At 69.9% G+C, this 20,127-nt stretch carries 20 protein-coding genes; 18 read left to right on the forward strand and 2 right to left on the reverse strand.

The genetic code is table 11. The features are described from left to right. The first annotated feature begins 15 nt into the window (after window positions 1-15). From IE277_RS11620 to IE277_RS11695, 16 genes are all read left to right on the forward strand, one after another. Complete coding sequence (locus IE277_RS11620) at window positions 16-1,275, forward strand: MFS transporter (protein WP_189951282.1); 1,260 nt, start codon at window positions 16-18, stop codon at window positions 1,273-1,275. Between the two features lie 9 nt (window positions 1,276-1,284). Beyond that, window positions 1,285-2,646 carry a Pup--protein ligase gene (pafA, locus tag IE277_RS11625; protein ID WP_189951284.1) on the forward strand — a complete coding sequence of 454 codons (1,362 nt, stop codon included), beginning with the start codon at window positions 1,285-1,287 and terminating at the stop codon, window positions 2,644-2,646. 140 nt (window positions 2,647-2,786) lie between these two features. Beyond that, window positions 2,787-3,797: an FKBP-type peptidyl-prolyl cis-trans isomerase gene (locus tag IE277_RS11630; protein WP_189951286.1), complete on the forward strand. Its 1,011-nt coding sequence runs from the start codon at window positions 2,787-2,789 to the stop codon at window positions 3,795-3,797. A gap of 84 nt (window positions 3,798-3,881) precedes the next feature. After that, window positions 3,882-4,253 carry an FKBP-type peptidyl-prolyl cis-trans isomerase gene (locus IE277_RS11635; protein WP_189951288.1) on the forward strand — a complete coding sequence of 124 codons (372 nt, stop codon included), beginning with the start codon at window positions 3,882-3,884 and terminating at the stop codon, window positions 4,251-4,253. A gap of 191 nt (window positions 4,254-4,444) precedes the next feature. Further along, a complete protein-coding gene (locus IE277_RS11640; protein ID WP_189951289.1) occupies window positions 4,445-5,398 on the forward strand; it encodes a helix-turn-helix transcriptional regulator in 954 nt (317 codons plus the stop codon). 15 nt (window positions 5,399-5,413) lie between these two features. After that, window positions 5,414-6,406 carry a helix-turn-helix transcriptional regulator gene (locus IE277_RS11645; protein ID WP_189951291.1) on the forward strand — a complete coding sequence of 331 codons (993 nt, stop codon included), beginning with the start codon at window positions 5,414-5,416 and terminating at the stop codon, window positions 6,404-6,406. 150 nt (window positions 6,407-6,556) lie between these two features. Further along, window positions 6,557-6,817: a hypothetical protein gene (locus IE277_RS11650; RefSeq protein WP_189951786.1), complete on the forward strand. Its 261-nt coding sequence runs from the start codon at window positions 6,557-6,559 to the stop codon at window positions 6,815-6,817. A gap of 92 nt (window positions 6,818-6,909) precedes the next feature. Further along, window positions 6,910-7,104, forward strand: coding sequence for a hypothetical protein (locus tag IE277_RS11655; RefSeq protein WP_189951293.1), 195 nt, complete (start codon window positions 6,910-6,912; stop codon window positions 7,102-7,104). 262 nt (window positions 7,105-7,366) lie between these two features. Beyond that, entirely contained in the window at window positions 7,367-7,645 is a 279-nt protein-coding gene (gene tatA, locus IE277_RS11660) for a Sec-independent protein translocase subunit TatA (protein ID WP_189951295.1), read from the forward strand. Window positions 7,646-7,692: 47 nt separating this feature from the next. Then, window positions 7,693-8,643, forward strand: coding sequence for a twin-arginine translocase subunit TatC (gene tatC, locus IE277_RS11665; RefSeq protein WP_189951298.1), 951 nt, complete (start codon window positions 7,693-7,695; stop codon window positions 8,641-8,643). Window positions 8,644-8,716: 73 nt separating this feature from the next. Further along, the gene (locus IE277_RS11670) at window positions 8,717-11,569 is read left to right on the forward strand and encodes a DEAD/DEAH box helicase (RefSeq protein WP_189951300.1); all 2,853 of its coding nucleotides are present in this window, start codon (window positions 8,717-8,719) and stop codon (window positions 11,567-11,569) included. A gap of 383 nt (window positions 11,570-11,952) precedes the next feature. Beyond that, the gene (locus tag IE277_RS11675) at window positions 11,953-13,620 is read left to right on the forward strand and encodes a sensor histidine kinase (RefSeq protein ID WP_189951302.1); all 1,668 of its coding nucleotides are present in this window, start codon (window positions 11,953-11,955) and stop codon (window positions 13,618-13,620) included. Continuing rightward, on the forward strand, window positions 13,617-14,021 hold the full coding sequence (locus IE277_RS11680) for a roadblock/LC7 domain-containing protein (protein ID WP_189951303.1): 405 nt from the start codon (window positions 13,617-13,619) through the stop codon (window positions 14,019-14,021). Before IE277_RS11675 ends, IE277_RS11680 begins: the two co-directional genes overlap by 4 nt. Then, window positions 14,018-14,434: a DUF742 domain-containing protein gene (locus IE277_RS11685; protein ID WP_189951305.1), complete on the forward strand. Its 417-nt coding sequence runs from the start codon at window positions 14,018-14,020 to the stop codon at window positions 14,432-14,434. Before IE277_RS11680 ends, IE277_RS11685 begins: the two co-directional genes overlap by 4 nt. Continuing rightward, entirely contained in the window at window positions 14,415-15,035 is a 621-nt protein-coding gene (locus tag IE277_RS11690; RefSeq protein ID WP_189951307.1) for a GTP-binding protein, read from the forward strand. Before IE277_RS11685 ends, IE277_RS11690 begins: the two co-directional genes overlap by 20 nt. A 52-nt stretch (window positions 15,036-15,087) precedes the next feature. Then, window positions 15,088-16,575, forward strand: a complete 1,488-nt coding sequence (locus IE277_RS11695; RefSeq protein ID WP_189951309.1) for a cytochrome P450 — start codon at window positions 15,088-15,090, stop codon at window positions 16,573-16,575. A gap of 24 nt (window positions 16,576-16,599) precedes the next feature. Here IE277_RS11695 and IE277_RS11700 read toward each other — a convergent pair whose 3' ends face one another. Then, on the reverse strand, window positions 16,600-17,547 hold the full coding sequence (locus IE277_RS11700; RefSeq protein WP_189951311.1) for an RluA family pseudouridine synthase: 948 nt from the start codon (window positions 17,545-17,547) through the stop codon (window positions 16,600-16,602). Window positions 17,548-17,613: 66 nt separating this feature from the next. Here IE277_RS11700 and IE277_RS11705 point away from each other — a divergent pair, with 66 nt between their 5' ends. Beyond that, the gene (locus IE277_RS11705) at window positions 17,614-18,195 is read left to right on the forward strand and encodes a GNAT family N-acetyltransferase (RefSeq protein WP_189951313.1); all 582 of its coding nucleotides are present in this window, start codon (window positions 17,614-17,616) and stop codon (window positions 18,193-18,195) included. A gap of 87 nt (window positions 18,196-18,282) precedes the next feature. Then, window positions 18,283-19,221, forward strand: a complete 939-nt coding sequence (locus IE277_RS11710; RefSeq protein ID WP_189951314.1) for a 5'-nucleotidase — start codon at window positions 18,283-18,285, stop codon at window positions 19,219-19,221. A 7-nt stretch (window positions 19,222-19,228) separates the two neighbouring features. On the opposite strand, the gene IE277_RS11715 is transcribed toward IE277_RS11710, so the two are convergent. After that, entirely contained in the window at window positions 19,229-20,074 is an 846-nt protein-coding gene (locus tag IE277_RS11715) for a siderophore-interacting protein (protein ID WP_189951316.1), read from the reverse strand. Window positions 20,075-20,127: the final 53 nt, after the last annotated feature.

Below are 20,127 nucleotides of genomic sequence, written 5' to 3' on the forward strand. Positions count from 1 at the left end.
GTCGAAGGGGAGCACATGGCCACGGGATATGGGGAGATACTCCGGGCGCGGCATGCGTTGCGGCTGCTCACCGGCACTCTGGTGGGCCGGCTGCCCAATGCGACGGCGGCGATCGCCCTGGTGCTGTTCGTCCGCGCGGAGGGTGGTACGTACAGCCTCGCGGGTGCGCTGGCGGCGGTGTACGGCGTCGCCAACGCGGTCGGTCAGCCGGTGCTGGGCCGGCTGGTGGACCTGTTCGGGCAGCCGCGTGTGCAGTTGCCGGCGGCCGTGCTCGCGGCGCTGTCGATGACGGTGTTCGCGTTCTCGGGTACCGATCCGCTGCCGCTCGCGTATGGGGCCGTGGCGGCGGCGGGTGTGTTCACGCCGCCGCTGGAGGGGGGTCTGCGTGCCCTGTGGCCGTCGGTGCTGAGCCGTGAGGAGCAGGTGCACATCGCGTACGCGATGGACGCGATCGCGCAGGAGGTCATGTTCACGGTCGGGCCGTTGCTGGTGACGCTGTGCGTGTCCCTGTGGGACGAGCGGGCTGCTCTGCTGGTGCTGAGTCTGCTGGGGGTGCTGGGTGCGCTGTCGGTGGTGACGTCGCCGCCTTCGCGGGCGTGGCGGTCGGCTCCGCGGGAGGCGCACTGGCTCGGTGCGTTGCGCTCGCGAGGGCTGCTGGCGCTGCTCGGGGCGTTCTTCTTCGTGGGTGTCGCGCTGGGGTCGATCACGGTGGCGTCGGTGTCGTACGCCGACGGTCATGGTGGTGACGCGGTCTACGGCTGGATGATGGCGGGGCTGGGTCTGGGTGCGCTGGTGGGCGGCGCGGTGTACGGGGCGCGTCGGTGGGCGGGGGCGCCGGAGCGGCGACTGCGGGTGCTGGTGGCGCTTCTGGCGGTGTGTTATCTGCCGTTGATGCTGATGCCGGGTGCGCCGGTCATGGTGGTGCTGGCGGTGCTGTCCGGGGTGTTTCTGGCGCCGTGTATCGCTTGTGCGTTCATCATCGTGGACCGGCATGCGCCGAGCGGGACGGTCACCGAGGCGTTCTCGTGGCTCGTGACGACGTTCACCGTGGGTGCTTCGGTGGGAACGGGGGTGGCGGGGCCGGTGGTCCAGGCCGGTGGCACGGTGTGGGGTTTCGCGGTGCCGGGTGCGGCGGGGGCCGTGTCGCTGCTGGTCCTGCTCGCCACGGGGCGGGTCCTCGCAGCTCCCGTGCGGGGCGAGGTCGTTGCGGCTTCATCGGAAACTGATCCAAATCGTGCTGTCGAACCCCGTTTCAGCTCGGGGGATCGGGCGTAATGTTCAGTCATGGACCGCCGCATTTTCGGGCTGGAGAACGAGTACGGCGTCACGTGCACGTTCAGGGGACAGCGGCGCCTGTCTCCTGACGAGGTGGCGCGGTACCTCTTCCGCCGTGTCGTGTCATGGGGCCGCAGCAGCAATGTGTTTCTGCGAAACGGCGCCCGGCTCTATCTCGACGTGGGCTCACATCCGGAATACGCGACACCCGAGTGTGACAACGTGATCGAACTGGTCACCCACGACAAGGCCGGCGAGCGCATTCTCGAGGGACTCCTGGTGGACGCGGAGCGACGCCTGCACGAGGAGGGAATCGCGGGCGACGTCTACCTGTTCAAGAACAACACCGACTCGGCGGGCAACTCGTACGGCTGTCACGAGAACTATCTGGTGGCGCGGCACGGCGAGTTCTCGCGGCTCGCGGACATCCTGATCCCGTTCCTGGTGACCAGGCAGTTGCTGTGCGGTGCGGGCAAGGTGCTGCAGACGCCGCGCGGTGCCGTGTACTGCGTGAGTCAGCGTGCCGAGCACATCTGGGAGGGGGTCTCGTCGGCGACGACGCGTTCGAGGCCCATCATCAACACCCGTGACGAGCCGCATGCGGATGCCGAGCGCTATCGCCGGCTGCATGTCATCGTCGGTGACTCGAACATGTCCGAGACGACGATGCTGCTCAAGGTCGGTGCCACGGATCTGGTGCTGCGCATGATCGAGGCGGGCACGGTGATGCGGGATCTGACGCTGGAGAATCCGATCCGGGCGATCCGCGAGGTCAGCCATGACATCACCGGGCGGCGCAAGGTGCGGCTCGCCAGCGGCCGGGAGGCCTCGGCGCTGGAGGTGCAGCGGGAGTACTTCGACAAGGCCGTGGACTTCTGTGAGCGCCGGGGGATCCGTACGGGTACGGTCGCGCGGGTTCTGGAGCTGTGGGGCCGCACGCTTGACTCGATCGAGTCCGAGGATCTGGACCGGATCGGCACCGAGATCGACTGGGTGATGAAGTACCAGCTCATCGAGCGGTACCGGGCCAAGCACAATATGACGATGTCGCATCCGCGGGTCGCTCAGATAGACCTCGCCTATCACGACATCCACCGTCGGCGTGGTCTGTACTACCTGCTGGAGCGGAAGGGGCAAGCGGCCCGGGTCTGCAACGACTTGAAGATCTTCGAGGGCAAGTCGGTTCCGCCGCAGACCACTAGGGCGCGGCTGCGGGGTGACTTCATCCGGCGGGCGCAGGAGCAGCGCAGGGACTTCACGGTGGACTGGGTGCATCTGAAGCTCAATGACCAGGCGCAGCGCACCGTGTTGTGCAAGGACCCGTTCCGTTCGGTGGATGACCGGGTGGAGAAGCTGATCGCCGGAATGTAGCGAAAAGCAGGTGAGTGAAGCGTTTCGGGCTGAATACGGAACGCCACACGGGCGTCGTACGTTTCTCGTACGGCGCCCTTCTCACGCCGTAGAGTTGCGCGCACGCCATCCGCAAGATCGACCGATTACGAGGCTCTTCCGTGCGCCGACGTTCGCTCATCCTCGCCGCTGTTCCCGCAGGACTGGTCACACTCGCCGCGTGTGGTGACAAAAAGTCCGCTTCCAGCAAGGCCAGTGTCCCGCCGTCGGCGTCGCCGTCGGTGTCGTCGGTGCCGCCGCCGAAGATCGTGGACGGGCCGTTGCCGGCGATCACGGCGGGTGCGAAGTTCGGTGAGAAGCCCACGGTGTCGAAGGGGCAGGGGGCGCCGTCGAAGAATCTGGCGGTGCGGACGGCGATCGCGGGCGGTGGCCGCGCGATCGCGGAGAACGACTTCATCCAGGCGAACTATCTGGGTCAGATCTGGGACACGGGCAAGGTCTTCGACAACTCCTACGACAAGAAGCGTCCGCTGGTGCTGCAGCTTGCCGAGGGCAGTGTCATCGACGGCTGGCGGTATGCCCTGACGGGTAAGAAGGCGGGCAGCCGCATCGAGATCGCGGTGCCGCCGACCTGGGGTTATGGCAAGGAGGGCGAGCCGCAGGCAGGCATCAAGGGCACGGACACGCTGGTGTTCGTCATCGATGTGATCGACACGTTCAACTCGAAGAGTTCGGTGCAGGGCAAGCCGGTCCCGCAGACCGATGCCGCGTTGCCGAAGGTCGCGACGAACACCGACGGTGGTGTTCCGAAGGTCACGGTCCCGAAGGCGGCCGCGCCGAAGAAGCTGGTGTCGACGTATGTCCTGGAGGGTGACGGGCCGGAGCTGAAGGCGGATCAGGCGGTCCTGTGCCAGTTCCAGGGGCTGGTCTGGGACAGTGGGAAGCCGTTTCAGCGGACGTACGGCTCGGGCCGACTCGCCCAGTTCCCGCTGCAGCAGATGCAACAGACGGTCAAGGGTCTGGCGCAGGGTCTGACCGGCAAGAAGGTGGGCAGCCGGGTGCTGATCGTGGTTCCGCCGGAGCTGGGTTACGGCGACACCCCGCCGAGCGGTGGCGTCATCAAGAAGGGCTCGACGCTGGTGTTCACGGTGGACATCCTGGCGGCGATGTAGCCGGTGTGCCCGTGACGGGCGGTGAAGGTGTGTAGATGAAAGACTGTCCGCGTTTCGTGTCGTACACATGCAGGAGCTTTTGACGTGAGCATCGACAAGCCCGAGATCGACTTCCCTGGCGGCGAGCCCCCGGCCGACCTGGAGATCAAGGACATCTGGGAGGGTGACGGGCCGGTCGCCGAGGCGGGCCAGAACGTCACCGTGCACTACGTGGGTGTCGCTTTCAGCACCGGCGAGGAGTTCGACGCCAGCTGGAACCGGGGCACCCCGTTCCGCTTCCCGCTCGGCGGAGGCCGTGTCATCAAGGGCTGGGACCAGGGCGTGCAGGGCATGAAGGTCGGCGGCCGTCGTCAGCTGACCATCCCGGCCCACCTCGCCTACGGCGACCAGAGCCCGACTCCGGCGATCCAGCCCGGCGAGACGCTGATCTTCGTGGTGGACCTGATCGCCGTCTGATTCCGGCCTGATCCATATCTGATCGCCCGTCGGTCCGGGCGGATCCGTGCCTGATCGTCCGGCCGGGTCCGACCGGATCCGATCACCTGGGGCCCATGCCTGTCCGGGCATGGGCCCTCGGCTTTTGCCACCGCACTCAGGAGCGGTACGGTCATCGCTCGGGAGTACCGGAGGAAAGGCGAAGGGCGTCGATGGCCATTGCCAAGGCCGAGCGGTTGATGAACCTCGCGCTGTGTCTGCTCGGCGCACGGCGGCCGCTCAGCAAGCGTGAGCTGCGGGCGTCCATCGAGGCCTACCTCGAAGCGGGCAGCGACGACTCCTTCAACCGGATGTTCGAGCGGGACAAGGACGATCTGCGCGAGCTGGGCCTGGTCATCGACACGGTGGAGAACCTGGACGGTGAGGTCGGCTATCTCGCCCGCCGGGACAGCAACCGGCTGCCGCCCATCACCCTGGACGCCGAGGAGGCCGCGGCGCTCGGCCTCGCCGCGAAGGTCTGGCAGCAGGCCCGGCTGGCCGGCGCGGCCAGCGGCGCCCTGCAGAAGCTGCGTGCGGCCGGACTGCCCGAGGACGTCGACCCCTATGAGGCGCACGGCGCCCTGGAGCCGCGCATTCCCGTGCACGAGGCCGCCTTCGAGCCGCTGATGCTGGCCTGCCGCGACCGCCGCCCGGTCGTCTTCGACTACCGCAAGGCCTCCGCCGCCCGCCCCGAGACCCGGCATGTGGAGCCGTGGGCGCTGGAGTGCTGGCGCGGCCACTGGTACCTGGCCGGCTTCGACCGGGACCGGGGTGCCGAGCGTGTCTTCCGGCTCTCCCGGATCACCGGCCGGGTGCGCTCGCGCGGTACGGGTTTCACCGCGGCCGTGCCCGACGTCGTCACGGTGCGGGAGACCGTCGCGAGCTGGGCGGGCGAGATCGCCGACGGTACGGCCATGATCCGGCTGCGTTCCGGTGCCGGGTACCCCCTTCGGGCGAAGGCCACCGAGGTCCGGGAACTCGGCGACGGCTGGGACGAGTTGGAGATTCCGTACGGGCACGGTCTGGACGCCTGGCTGGTGGAGTTCGGGCCGGACGTGGTGGTCCTGGAGCCGGCCGAGCTGCGCGCGGACGTGGTGGACCGGCTGCGTGCCGTGGCCAAGGGCTGAAGGGGGAGCAGGACTGTGGCAGGCAAACCGGCCAGGCCCGTGAACGCCATCGACCAGACCCGTCGGATGCTCTCCCTGGTGACGTATCTCCGGGAGCGCCCCGGCGCGCGGATCGCGGACGTGGCCCGCGCCTTCGGCATCACCGAGGACGAGCTGGTCGCCGACCTCGATCTGCTGCCCATGTGCGGCACCAGCTTCCGCGGCGGCGATCTGCTGGACATCGACACCGACGGCGAGCGCATCTGGTGGCACAACCCGGCCGCGCTCGGCGAGGAGGCCGCCGAGCCGTTGCGGCTCGCCGCCGACGAGGCCACGGCCCTGCTGGTGGCCGCCCGCGCGGTCTCGACCCTGCCGGGCCTGCGCGAGGGCGACCGGCAGGCGCTGCTGCGGGCCACCGCCAAGGTGGAGGCCGCCGCCGGTGAGGCGGCGGGCGCCAGCGCCCGGCTGTCGGTGACGTTCGAGTCCGAGGGCGGGGTCTTCGCCGACGTCGACCGGGCGATCTCCGAGCGCCGCCGGCTGTGGATCCGCTACTACTCCCCGGCCCGGGACGAGGTCACCGAGCGCGAGATCGACCCCATCCGCCTGGTCAGCGTCGGGCACACCTATGTCGAGGCCTGGTGCCGCCGTTCCGAGGCCCGGCGTACCTTCCGGCTCGACCGGGTCGCCGAGATCAGGATCCTGGACGAGCCGTCCGCGCCGCCGGAGATAGAGCTGCGTGACCTCTCCGAGGCGCTGGTGCAGCCGGCCGCCGAGGACCCGAAGGTTGTGATCGAGGTCGGTCCGGGCGGCCGCTGGGTGGCCGAGTACTACCCGCACGACAGCGCCGATGAGCTTGCCGACGGCGGGCTGCGTATCACTCTGCGCACCCCCGATCCGGCCTCGCTGCGCCGGCTGGCGCTGCGGCTCGGCCGGGACGGCCGGATCGTCTCCCCGCCGGAGCTGGCCGACAGTGCCCGCCGGGCGGCCGGCGAGGCCTTGGCGGCGTATGACACGGCCCGGTCGCAGTGAGTCACCGGGGTGCCGAGCGGGGCCGGTGAGGCCCGCGCCGGTTCGGCAGTGCCTGCAAGGGGCGCGGGAACCGAGTGACCGGCCACAACGGCGCCGCGGACGAACGACCAGAGACGAGGAGCGAGGGCTGTGAGTGAGTGTGCGGGTGAGATGACGGTGGCGGCCGCCTTCGCGGGGATGAGGAGGGTGGTCCCCGTGGTGTTCAAGGCGGGCTGCCCGGACTGCCGGGGCCGTTTCGAACTCGCCGCGAGCGCGCTGCGCCTCGCCATCGGCGCCAGCAGCCGGACCACGTTCTACTCCTTCACCTGCCCCGAGTGCGGCGCCGCCGTCCGCAAGCCCGCCGGGGAGCGCATCGTCGAACTGCTCACCGGCGGCGGCGTCAGCACGCTGCGGCTGCACCCCACGGTGTAGCCGCCCGCGCCGCCGGACCGGGACGCCGTACGCCCTGCTCCGTGGTGTGGGCGGCTGCGGGGCGGGGGCGGGGACGGTCTAGGCTCGACGTCATGTTCTGGCCGATGTTCGCGGTAGCGGTGGGTTTCCTGGGTCTCGCGGTGCTGGGGGTGCTCGCCGTCCGGGTCTTTCTGGAGGCGCGGCGCCTCGGCGAGCAGGTCACGGACTCCGCGCGCCGTATCAACCGGGCCGCCGAGGATCTGGAGCGGGCGGCCACCGGCGCGGCCCGTGCCGCAAAGGCCCTGTGAGCCTCGCCGGGTGATCCCTGTGTGAGCCCCGCGACGCATGCGCTTTGTGTCACTTCGCCCTGTCACGCCGCCCATCTGGACAGGTACGCTGCTTGTCGTGGTGCGGAGAACGAGGCCCGCACCGTGGACGGGCGTACGCACGGGGATTGCCTCACGTTTACCCCTGAGCGTTACGATCGCTGCGAGCACGACCATCGGACACATGTCCGAGCGGTCGGACAGCATCCCACCCCAAGCCGCCTCGGTGAGAAGGTAAAGACTTATGTTCGGAAGGCTCGGAGCCCCCGAGATCATTCTCATCCTCGTCGTCATCGTGCTGCTGTTCGGCGCGAAGAAGCTTCCGGACATGGCCCGCTCGCTCGGCAAGTCCGCGCGCATCCTCAAGAGCGAGGCCAAGGCGATGAAGGAGGAGGGCAACACCTCCGCCCAGGCGCCCGCCTCCGACGAGCAGCCTCCGGCCCAGCGCACCATCCAGGCGGCCCCCGGCGACGTGACCAGCTCGCGGCCGGTCAACGAGCCGACGGACACCACCCAGCGCTGACGCAGGGCCGGAACTCCCCGGCCTCCCGCACGAGATGAGGACGTGGGTTGCCCAAGCCTGCCCGCAAGAAGGAGAAGGATCCCGAGGGGCGCATGCCCCTTGCGGATCACCTCCGTGAGCTCCGCAACCGGCTCGCGAAGGCGTTGCTGGCCATCGTCGTCGTGACGATCGTCGCCGCCTTCTTCTACAACGACATCATCAACTTCCTGACCAAGCCGATCCTCGACTCGGTCGGTTGCGCACAGAGCTTCGAGCAACTGGCGAAGGCCTCGGACAAGCACCAGTGTGCGGAGATCACGATCAACGGGCTTCTCGCCCCCTTCACACTGGCCCTCCAGGTCTCGCTGATGGCGGGCGTCGTCGCCGCGTCCCCGGTCTGGCTCTACCAGCTGTGGGCCTTCGTCGCGCCGGGTCTGCACCGGCACGAGAAGAAGTACGCCTACGCCTTCGTCTTCACCGGCGCCCCGCTGTTCTTCGCCGGTGCCTTCTTCGCGTACGAGGTGCTGCCCACCACCGCGAAGGTGCTGATCGACTTCACCCCGAACGGCAACATCAAGAACCTGCTGCCGCTCGACGACCTGCTCCAGCTGGTCACCCGCATGGTGATCGTCTTCGGTCTCTCCTTCGAGCTGCCGCTGCTGCTGATCATGCTCAACCTCACCGGGATACTGACCGGCACGCGGATGCTCGGCTGGTGGCGCGGCATGATCCTCGGCATCACCATCTTCGCGGCCGTCGCCACGCCCAGCACCGACCCGCTGTCCATGCTGGCGCTCGCCGGACCGATCTGGGTGCTGTACTTCGGCGCGGTGCTGTTCTCCCTGGCGAACGACCGGCGCAAGCAGCGCCGCGAGGAGAGCGGTCCGGCCGACGACGAGGCCTCCGACCTGGACCTCACCCCCGAGGACATCGGCGAGGCCGAACCCGTCCCGGCCACCCGGGCGCTGTCCGAGCAGTCGGGCACGGACCGGGTCAACGGCTACGACGACGTGACCTGAGCCCCGCACCCCACCGAGCCGTGCACGATGCCCCCGCCCCCACCGGCGGGGGCATCGCCGTACGATCGGGATAATGATCGTCCGGTTGTCAGCGGGGCCCGGTACGCTCGAAAGCACGATGACAGAGGACCTCTCACCGGCCGAGCGGTACGCGGCAGCCCGCAGGCGGGCAGCCGAGCAGGCCACCGCGCTCGCCTCCTTCCGCGAGATGTACGACTTCGGCCTCGACCCCTTCCAGATCGAGGCCTGCGAGGCGCTCGAAGCGGGGAAGGGCGTGCTGGTGGCCGCCCCCACCGGCTCGGGCAAGACGATCGTGGGCGAGTTCGCCGTGCACCTCGCCCTCCAACAGGGCAAGAAGTGCTTCTACACGACGCCCATCAAGGCGCTGTCGAACCAGAAGTACGCCGACCTGTGCCGCCGTTACGGCAGCGACAAGGTCGGCCTCCTCACCGGCGACAACAGCGTGAACTCCGAAGCCCCGGTGGTCGTGATGACCACCGAGGTCCTGCGGAACATGCTCTACGCCGGTTCCCAGACCCTTCTCGGCCTCGGCCATGTGGTCATGGACGAGGTGCACTACCTCTCCGACCGCTTCCGCGGCGCCGTCTGGGAAGAGGTGATCATCCACCTGCCCGAGTCGGTGACCCTGGTCTCGCTGTCGGCGACGGTGTCCAACGCCGAGGAGTTCGGTGACTGGCTGGACACCGTCCGTGGCGACACCGAGGTGATCGTCTCCGAGCACCGGCCCGTCCCGCTGTTCCAGCACGTGCTCGCCGGACGCCGGATGTACGACCTGTTCGAGGAGGGCGAGGGCCACAAGAAGGCCGTCAACCCCGACCTCGCCCGGCTGGCCCGCATGGAGGCCACCAGACCGTCGTACCAGGACCGCCGCCGCGGCAGGGCGATGCGCGAGGCCGACCGGGAGCGCGAGCGCAGACAGCGCTCACGCGTGTGGACACCGGGCCGCCCCGAGGTCATCGAGCGCCTCGACTCCGAGGGCCTGCTCCCGGCCATCACCTTCATCTTCAGCCGTGCCGCCTGCGAGGCCGCCGTCCAGCAGTGCCTGTACGCGGGCCTCAGGCTCAACGACGAGGAGGCACGGGACGAGGTCCGTGCCCTGGTCGAGGAGCGCACCGCCGCCATCCCGTCCGAGGACCTGCACGTCCTCGGCTACTACGAATGGCTGGAGGGCCTGGAGCGCGGTATCGCCGCCCACCACGCGGGCATGCTGCCGACCTTCAAGGAGGTCGTCGAGGAACTGTTCGTACGCGGCCTGGTCAAGGCCGTGTTCGCGACGGAGACCCTCGCGCTCGGCATCAACATGCCCGCCCGCTCGGTGGTGCTGGAAAAGCTCGTCAAGTGGAACGGCGAACAGCACGCCGACATCACCCCCGGCGAGTACACCCAGCTCACCGGCCGCGCCGGCCGCCGAGGCATCGACATCGAGGGCCACGCGGTCGTGCTGTGGCAGCGCGGGATGAGCCCCGAGCACCTGGCCGGCCTCGCGGGCACGCGCACGTACCCGCTGCGCTCCAGCTTCAAGCCGTCGTACAACATGGCGGTCAACCTGGTCGAGCAGTTCGGCCGGCACCGTTCCCGCGAGCTGCTGGAGACCTCCTTCGCGCAGTTCCAGGCCGACAAGTCGGTCGTCGGGATCTCCCGCCAGGTGCAGCGCAACGAAGAGGGCCTGGAGGGCTACAAGGACTCCATGACCTGTCACCTCGGCGACTTCGAGGAGTATGCGCGGCTGCGCCGCGAGCTGAAGGACCGCGAGACCGAGCTGGCCCGCCAAGGCGCCAACCAGCGGCGGGCGGAGGCGGCCGTCGCCCTGGAGAAGCTCAAGCCGGGCGACGTCATCCACGTCCCCACGGGCAAGTACGCGGGGCTCGCCCTGGTGCTCGACCCCGGGCTGCCCGCCGGCCGTTCCAACGGCCACCGCGGCTTCGACCAGCACGACGGCCCGCGCCCGCTGGTGCTCACCGCCGAACGGCAGGTCAAACGGCTGGCCTCGATGGACTTCCCGGTGCCGGTCGAGCCGCTGGACCGGATGCGGATTCCCAAGTCCTTCAACCCGCGCTCGCCGCAGTCCCGCCGGGACCTGGCCTCCGCGCTGCGCAGCAAGGCCGGGCACATCCCGCCCGAGCGGGCCCGCAAGAAGCGCTCGCAGGCCGCCGACGACCGCGAGATCGCCCGGCTGCGGACCGCCATCCGCGCGCATCCCTGCCACGGCTGCAACGACCGTGAGGACCACGCCCGTTGGGCCGAGCGCTACCACCGGCTGCTGCGCGACACCTCACAGCTGGAGCGCCGCATCGAGGGCCGTACGAACACCATCGCGCGGACCTTCGACCGGATCGTGGCCCTTTTGACCGAACTGGACTATCTGCGCGGCGACGAGGTCACCGAGCACGGCAAGCGACTCGCCCGGCTCTACGGCGAACTCGACCTGCTGGCCAGCGAATGCCTGCGCGAGAGGGTCTGGGAGGGGCTCGACCCGGCCGAACTCGCCGCGTGTGTGTCGGCGCTGGTGTACGAGGCGCGGGTCGGCGACGACGCGATGGCGCCCAAACTGCCCTCGGGCAGGGCGAAGGCCGCGCTCAGTGAGATGGTCCGGATCTGGGGCCGGCTCGACGGTCTGGAGGAGGACTTCCGAATCAACCAGACCGAGGGCGTCGGCCAGCGGGAGCCGGATCTCGGCTTCGCCTGGGCCGCGTACATGTGGGCCTCGGGCAAGGGGCTCGACGAGGTGCTGCGCGAGGCGGAGATGCCCGCGGGGGACTTCGTGCGCTGGTGCAAGCAGGTCATCGACGTGCTTGGCCAGATCTCCGCGGCTTCTCCTGTGGAGGGCTCGACGGTGGCGAAGGCCGCGCGCAAGGCCGTTGACCAGTTGCTGCGGGGTGTGGTCGCCTACTCGTCCGTGGGGTGACCCGAGGGTTCGCGGGCGCGGGTGGACTGTGGCTGGTTGCGCAGTTCCCCGCGCCTCTGCGTGAGGTGGGCTTCTGCTCAGTCATCTTCTGCTCACTCATTACGGTGAGTAGTTTTCGCATGCCCGCGTGCCGTTACTAAATGTGTTCGAATAGAAGCTGAGTGTATAAATACGGCTGAGCGTACTACTGGCGCATGGGTGATTTCAGGTGCTCGCCGAATATGACACGGCGATGATCCGGTCGGACTAAGCTCGCCCGCGGCGCACCGAGTTGAGGCAATTCGTGCGCCTGTTCCCAAACATGCGATAGATCCCCACAGTTCCATGAACCTTCCCCCCAAAAGCTCTCCCGACACCCAGCCGATTCGTCTCAGAAGGCATCCATGGTGAGTGTTCAGAAGCCTCCCGGTCGCCGCCAACGTCCCTATGCGCGTGTGCTGTTGCCGCCGGCCATATTGATGGCCGGCGCGACCGGGGCCGCCGTCGCCCTTGCACCCGTGTCGGCCCGGATCGCCGTCGGCGCGGTCGGAGCCCTGGCCGTGCTGCTGGTCCTCGCCACCGGCGCCGAGGCCGCCCGCCGCGGCCGCAGGCTCCGCGAGGAACAGGACGAGCACGCCCGTCACGCCGCGTATCTGGGCCACCGGATCGCCGCCCAGGACGAGCTGATCGACAAGTTCGCCACCGACATCATCCCCACCGGTCTGCTGCGGCTGCGCGCCGGAGAACCGCTCCGCGACGTCCTGACGAACATCTACGACGCCGACCCCGAGCTGCGCGCCCTGCCCGACATGTACCGCGAGATGTTCCGGGTCGCGCTGCGCGGCGCGGACCACGAGATCTCGATGCGCGACGCCACCGAGCGCTCGTACGTGAGCATCGCCCGCCGCGTCCAGGCCATCGTCCACCAGCAGTCCAAGGAACTGCGGGAGATGGAGGAGGACCACGGCCGCAACCCCGAGGTCTTCGACGACCTGCTGCGCATCGACCACGGCACCTCGCTGATCGGCCGTCTCGCCGACACCATCTCCGTCCTCGGCGGCGGCCGCCCCGGCCGTCAGTGGCCCCTGCCGGTCTCCCTCTACAGCACGCTGCGCGGCGCCATGTCGCGCATCCTGGAGTACCGCCGCATCCAGCTGAACTCCATCGTCAACATCAACATCAAGGGCACCTCCGTCGAGCCGGTCATCCACGCCGCCGCCGAACTCCTCGACAACGCCACCCGCTACTCGCCGCCCACGGCCAAGGTGCATGTCACCGCCACCGAGGTGCAGACCGGCATCGTCATCGAGATCGAGGACGCCGGTGTCAGCCTCACCGAGGAGTCCCGCGCCCGCATCGAGAAGATGATCGAGGACGCCAAGAACCTCGACGACGCCCACAACCTCGGCGAGAACCCGAGTCTCGGTCTGGCCGTCGTCGGCCGCCTGTGCAAGATGTTCGACATGGAGGTCTCGCTGCGGGCCTCCGCCTACGGCGGCTGCCGCGCGATCCTCGTCGTGCCGCGCGTGATGACGACCACCGAGCCGGGCGTGGGCGCCGCCCATGGAATCGGTGCCACCGGCACCCCGATGGCCCAGTTGGGCGCCGTGGAGGGCCCCAAGCGCCCGCCGAAGAAGCGCCGCCCCACCAGCCCCAAGATCCCGGCCGGCATCTCCATGGAGGACGACGTCCCCGTGGTCACCGAGTGGACGGCGGGCGGCCTGCCACAGCGCCGCAGCCGGATGAAGACCCCGCTGAGCCAGCGCTTCGCCGAACAGGCCGAGGTGGAGCAGGCCGAGCGCGAGGGCAGGCCCAGCATCTGGTCGCAGCCCAAGCCCGAACCGGAGCCCGAGCTGGACCCCGAGATCAAGAAGCTCAGGGAGCGGCCGATCGGCTCGGGGATCGAGGACTTCTGGAACGGCCTGCGCAAGGGCATGCCCGAGGGCGCCACCGGGCCCGAACTGACCGACTTCACGCGGCACCCGGAAAAGTACCTGCACCTGCTCAACGACTACACGGACGAGCCCATCGAGGGCGCCACCGAGGCCGAAGACGAGAGGGACCTCACGTGATCCAGCAGCGAGGCAACATCGACTGGATGCTCAAGCAGCTCAACGACGGCGTGCCGGGCATCGAGATGATCGTGGTCCTCTCCGCCGACGGACTGCGCATCGCCCGCTACGGCGGCGACCCCGACGCCGCCGACCGGGTGGCCGCCGCCTGCGCGGGCGTACAGAGCCTGGCCGGCGCCATCATCCAGGAGCTCCCGGGCGCCGGCGACATGCAGGTCGTCGTCTTCGAGATCGACGGCGGCTACTTCTACCTCATGAACGCCGGCGACAACGCCTACCTCGCCGTGCTCGCGGACGTGACCTGCGAGCCGGGACGGATGAGCGGCATGATGCGCGACCTCGTCGTCCGTATCGGCGCCCATCTGACCAGTCCGCCCCGGCGGAACGGGCAGACCGTATGACTCCTCCACGACGTAAACGGCGCGAGCCGAAGCCTCCGCCGCCTCCCCGGCCACCGGCGCCCCAGCAGACGGACGGCGAGCCCCCGCCCAGGAACCCCGAACGGCTCTACACGGTCGCCGGATCCGAGGACGGCGCCCGCGCCGAACTCGACCTCGTGACGTTGATCGTGGCGCGCGACGTACCCCAGCCGGCCGCCTCACCCGAGCAGGCCGCGGTCCTGAGGCTCAGCGCCTCCCCGCTGTCGGTGGCCGAGCTGTCCGCCTATCTGAACCTGCCGTTCAGCGTGATGACCGTCCTGATCACCGAGATGATCACGGCGGAACTGGTGCAGGTGCGCTCCCCGATCGCCCGTCAGGCGGTTCCCGACCGTTCCATCCTCGAAGCGGTGATGCATGGACTTCAAAGGCTCTGACACCATCCCCGGCCCGCGCACCGAGGACCATCTGCCGCACACGGCCGAGACCGCGGTGAAGATCGTGATCGTGGGCGGGTTCGGCGTCGGCAAGACCACCATGGTCGGTTCCGTCAGCGAGATCAGACCGCTGACCACCGAGGAGACCATGACCCAGGCCGGTATCGGCGTGGACGACAACTACGGCTCCGAGTCCAAGACGGCCACCACCGTGGCCATGGACTTCGGCCGCATCAGCATCAGCGACAAGCTGGTCCTCTATCTGTTCGGCACCCCCGGCCAGGAGCGCTTCTGGTTCCTGTGGAACGGGCTGTTCGAAGGCGCGCTCGGCGCGGTCGTCCTCGTCGACACCCGGCGTCTGGAGGTCAGCTTCGACGTCATGGGCCGGCTGGAGGAACGCGGCGTGCCCTTCGTCGTCGCCGTCAACACCTTCCCCGACGCACCCCGTTACGCCGTCGAGGAACTGCGCACCGCACTCGATCTGACCCCGGAGATCCCGATCGTGGAGTGCGACGTACGCCGCCGGGCCTCCAGCAGAGACGTACTGATGACCCTGGTGCGCTTCCTGCACTCGATCGCCCTGTCCCGCGCCCTGACCTGATCCGAACCGCAGTCGTACGACCCTCACAACCTTCCCGTTCCGGAGCGACACCGTGACGTCTGATTCCTCTTCGCTGACCGACACCGACCCCACCTCCGGCCCGCCTCCCGGCTGCCCCGCGCACGGCCTCGGCGCCGGCGGTCCGCAGCGGCTCTACGGCCCCGGGGCAAAGGACCTGGGCGACCTCTACGAGCAGCTGCGGGAGCAGCACGGCACCGTGGCGCCGGTGCTGCTGCACGAGGACGTACCGATGTGGGTGGTCCTCGGCCATGCCGAGAACCTGCATTTGGTGCGCAGTCCCTCGCTGTACACCCGCGACAGCCGGATCTGGAGCGCGCTGGCGGACGGCACCGTCAAGCCCGACCACCCGCTCATGCCGCACATCGCCTGGCAGCCCATCTGCTCGCACGCCGAGGGCGACGAGCACCAGCGGCTGCGCGCGGCGGTCACCTCCGCCATGGCCACCATCGACCAGCGCACCCTGCGCCGCCACATCGGCCGCTACACCCAGGGCCTGGTCAACAGCTTCTGCGAACGCGGCCGGGCCGACCTGGTCTCGCAGTTCGCCGAGCATCTGCCGATGGCCGTGATGTGCGAGATCCTCGGCATGCCGGAGGAGTACAACGACCGGATGGTGCAGGCCGCAAGGGACGCCCTGAAGGGCACCGAGACCGCCATCCAGAGCCACACCTACGTCATGGACGCGCTGAGCCGGCTCACCACCCGGCGGCGCGCCCGGCCCGAGGACGACTTCACCAGTCACCTCGTCACCCACCCGGCCGGACTCAGCGACGACGAGGTCCGCGAACACCTGCGGCTCGTCCTGTTCGCGGCCTACGAGGCCACCGCGAACCTCCTCGCCAACGCACTGCGCATGGTCCTCACCGAGCCGGGCTTCCGCGCCCAGCTCAGCGGCGGCCAGATGACCGTGCCGGAGGCGATCGAGCAGTCCCTGTGGGACGAGCCGCCGTTCAGCACCGTGCTCGGCTACTACGCCAAGCAGGACACCGAGCTGGGCGGGCAGCGCATCCGCAAGGGCGACGGCCTGCTCTTCGCGCCCGCGCCGGGCAACCTCGACCCGCGCATCCGCCCCGATCTGTCGGCGAGCATGCAGGGCAACCGCTCCCATCTCGCCTTCGGCGGCGGCCCGCACGAATGCCCCGGACAGGACATCGGCCGTGCCATCGCCGACGTCGGCGTCGACGCGCTGCTGATGCGGCTGTCCGACGTCCAGCTCGACTGCCCGGAGCAGGAGTTGCGCTGGCGCTCGTCCATCGCCTCCCGGCACCTGGTGGCCCTGCCCGTGCGCTTCGAACCGAAGCCGCAGCAGGATGTCAACCTTCCGCCGCGGCCCGTGGCCGTCCCGGCGCAGCGCGCCACCTGGCAGGTCGGCACCCTGCGTTCCGAACAGGGCACGGCGCCCGAGCCGCGCCCGGCCACCCCGCCCCCGGCCGCGCCGGCGCCCTACCCCACGGCACCGCAACCGGCCCGCCCGCGCGGCATCCTGCGCCGCCTGCTCCACTGGTGGCGCGGAGAGTGACCGAACACCGGGCTCCGACAGGCCCTAGCCCTCGGCCCAGGTGTCGTGGGACGACCAGGCCTGGAGGGCGCGGCCGCTGGTGAACGCGTGGTCCGCGCCGGTGACCGGATCGGTGAACTCCAGCCTCCGCGCGAGCAGTTGGAGCGGACGCCGGAAATCGCCGGCCGGTACCGGGGCGGTCACCACCGGATACAGCGGATCGCCGAGGATGGGCACGCCGAGCGCGTTCAGATGGACCCGCAGCTGATGGGTCTGCCCGGTCGCCGGAACCAGCCGGTACCGGCACAGCCCGCCTCGGTGCCCGGCCGCCTCCACATAGGTCTCGGCGTTCGGCTCGCCCTCGACCTCCCGGGCCGCCGGCACTCCGCGCTCCTTCAGGATCCGGCTGCGCACGGTCCGGGGCAGGGCCAGCGCGGGGTCGTACGCGGCGATCGCCTCGTACTCCTTGCGCACCCGCCGGTCCCGGAACATGGTCTGATACGCCCCGCGCTCCTGCGGCCGCACGGTGAACAGCACCAGCCCCGCCGTCAGCCGGTCCAGGCGGTGCGCGGCGGTCAGTGTCGGGATGTCCAGCTCGCGTCGCAGCCGGGCCAGCGCGGTCTGCGCGACATGAGTGCCGCGCGGGGTCGTGGCGAGGAAGTGCGGCTTGTCGGCGACGACGATATGCGCGTCCCGGTACAGGACCTCCATGGGGAACGGCACCGGCATCTCGGCCGGCAGCTCGCGGTGGAACCACACGAACATCCCCGGCTCGTACGGCGCGTCCGGCCCCACCGCACGCCCGTCGGCGCCCACGATCAGCCCGGCGTCGAACATCGCCGAGACCACCCCCGGCCCGGCCCCCGTCAGCCGCTCCACCAGATGCTCCCGCACGGTGGCCCACGTCCCGCCGTACGGCAGCCGCACCCGCACCGGATCGACTCCCTCGCGCTGGGGGAGCGGGGCGGGCGGGGGCGGGGTACGGCGTCTCATCGGGGTCAAGGGTACGAGGCGGAAAACCGGTACGCCGCCGGGCGGGCACTCGGCAGGATACCGATCATGCCCTACCTCACCAGCCCGGTCGTGCCCGCCGGAACACTCGCCCGCACCGCCCAGCCCGCCCTGCCCACCGGCGACGGCCTGCTGCTGCGCCCCTGGCGGAAGCAGGACGCGCCCGCCGTGCACGCCGCCTTCCAGGATCCGCTGATGCACCAGTGGCACATCAGGGCCGCCGACTCCGAGGAGGAGGTCGCCGGATGGATCGCCGAGTGGCAGCGGGGCTGGCAGGAGGAGCGCGAGGCCCAGTGGGCCGTCGTCGACGCGGGCGAGGGCGAGTTGCTGGGCCGGGTCGCGCTGCGTCAGATCCTGCTCGGTGACGGCGTCGCCGAGGTCGCGTACTGGACGGTCGCGCGCGCTCGTGGCCGCGGGGTCGCGGTCCGGGCCACCACCGTCCTGTCCCGCTGGGCGTTCGACGAGATCGGCCTGCACCGCCTCGAACTCTCGCACGCCACCGCCAACGAGGCCTCCTGCCGCGTGGCCGTGAAGGCCGGCTTCGCCCCCGAGGGCACCAGGCGCAGCGCCCTGCTGCACCCCGATGGCTGGCACGACATGCACCTGCACGCCCGCGTCCGCGGTGACTGACCCGGCCCTCGCGCACCCCGACGGGCAACAACAGCAGCACGACGATCATGTGCAGGTCTGTCGGCGGTCGGTGTGAAGATGTGGTCCATGCCGGCCTACGAACTCGCGAACCGACTCGTCGTCGGTGTCGCCTCCAGTGCCCTGTTCGATCTGCGGGAGTCGGACGCCGTCTTCCGCGAGCAGGGTGAGGAGGCCTACCGGACCTATCAGGAGCAGCACGTGGACGACACGCTCCGGCCCGGAGTCGCGTTCGCGTTCCTGCGCAGACTGCTGTCGCTGAACGACCTGGGCGAGCCGGGCGATCCGCTCGTCGAGGTCATCATCCTCTCCCGCAACGACCCCGACACCGGCCTCAGGGTCATGCGGTCGATCCAGACCCATGAACTGCCCATCAGCCGGGCCGTGTTCATGCAGGGCAGATCGCCGCACGCGTTCATCACCGCGCTGAACATGTCCCTGTTCCTGTCCGCCAACGGAGACGATGTGCGCGAGGCGGTCGCCGCCGGGCTGCCGGCCGGGCATGTGCTCGGGTCGTCGTACGCGGACGACCCCGCCGACCGCGAGCTGCGGATCGCGTTCGACTTCGACGGGGTGCTCGCCGGTGACGCCGCCGAGCGGGTGTACCAGTCCGACGGTCTGGAGGAGTTCCGCGCGTACGAGGCCCGTAACGCGGCGACCCCGCACGACCCGGGGCCGCTGCGCGACTTCCTCGCCGGGGTGAACCGGATACAGAAGCGGGAGGAGGAGCGGCGCGCGGCCGATCCGCACTACCCGAGCCGGGTGCACGTCTCCCTGGTGACGGCGCGCAACGCACCGGCGCACGAACGGGCCGTGCGCAGCCTCAAGCAGTGGGGCGTGCGGGTCAACGGGGCCTTCTTCCTCGGCGGGATAGAGAAGGGCGCGGTGCTGAAGGTGCTCAGACCGCACATCTTCTTCGACGACCAGGTGACCCATCTGGAGAGCACGGCGCGGACCACGCCCAGCGTGCACATCCCCTTCGGGAAGATCAACGAGACGGCGCCCTGAGCGATCGTCAGGCCGCCGCCGCGTCGCCCTCCTGCTCGGCCTCGACGCGTGCGTTCCAGTCCCGCTTGGAGGCCTGCCAGCCGTCCTCGTCGTGGCCCAGGCGCCAGTAGCCGGAGATCGACAGGTCCTCGCGGGGGATGGCGAGTTCGACCCGCAGCATGCGGCGCAGCTCCTTCACGAAGCCCGCCTCACCGTGCACGAAGGCGTGCACCCGGCCTTCGGGGAACCGAAGGGCGCGTACGGCCTCCAGCAGTGCCGCGCCCACCGGCCGGTCCCCGCGGTGCAGCCAGACGACCTCCACCTCGGAGTCGATCTTCTGCTCCTCCTCGGGGCCTGACACCTCCACGAAGGCGTGGGCGCGGGCGCCGGGGGGCAGCGACTCCAGGGACCGCGCGATCGCGGGCAGCGCGCTCTCGTCACCGGCGAGCAGATGCCAGTCGGCCTCAGGGGCGGGGGCGTAGGCGCCGCCGGGGCCCATGAAGCGCACGGTCTCACCCGGCCGCACCCGGGCGGCCCAGGGGCCGGCCAGGCCCTCGTCGCCGTGGACGACGAAGTCCAGGGTCAGCTCGCGCTGTTCGGGATCCCAGGCGCGCACGGTGTACGTCCGGGTGACCGGCCACTGCTCCCGCGGGAACTCGGCGCGGATCCGCTCCAGGTCGAAGGGCTCCGGATAGCTCACGCCGGCGGGACCGAAGAGCAGTTTCACATAGTGGTCGGTGCAGGTGTCCGCGGCGAAGTCGGCCAGGCCTTCGCCGCCGAGCACCACCCGCTGCATGTGCGGGGTCAGTCGTTCGGTGCGGACCACCTGGGCGGTGCGGGGCTTGCGCGGCTGTCGTCCCGGGCGCTCTGCCATCACGGCCTCCTGCAGATTGGTTAGGTTTACCTAAGTTATCATCCTGGTTCTGG

The sequence above is a fragment of the Streptomyces alanosinicus genome (genome assembly GCF_014650595.1).
Taxonomy (GTDB): Bacteria; Actinomycetota; Actinomycetes; order Streptomycetales; family Streptomycetaceae; genus Streptomyces; species Streptomyces alanosinicus.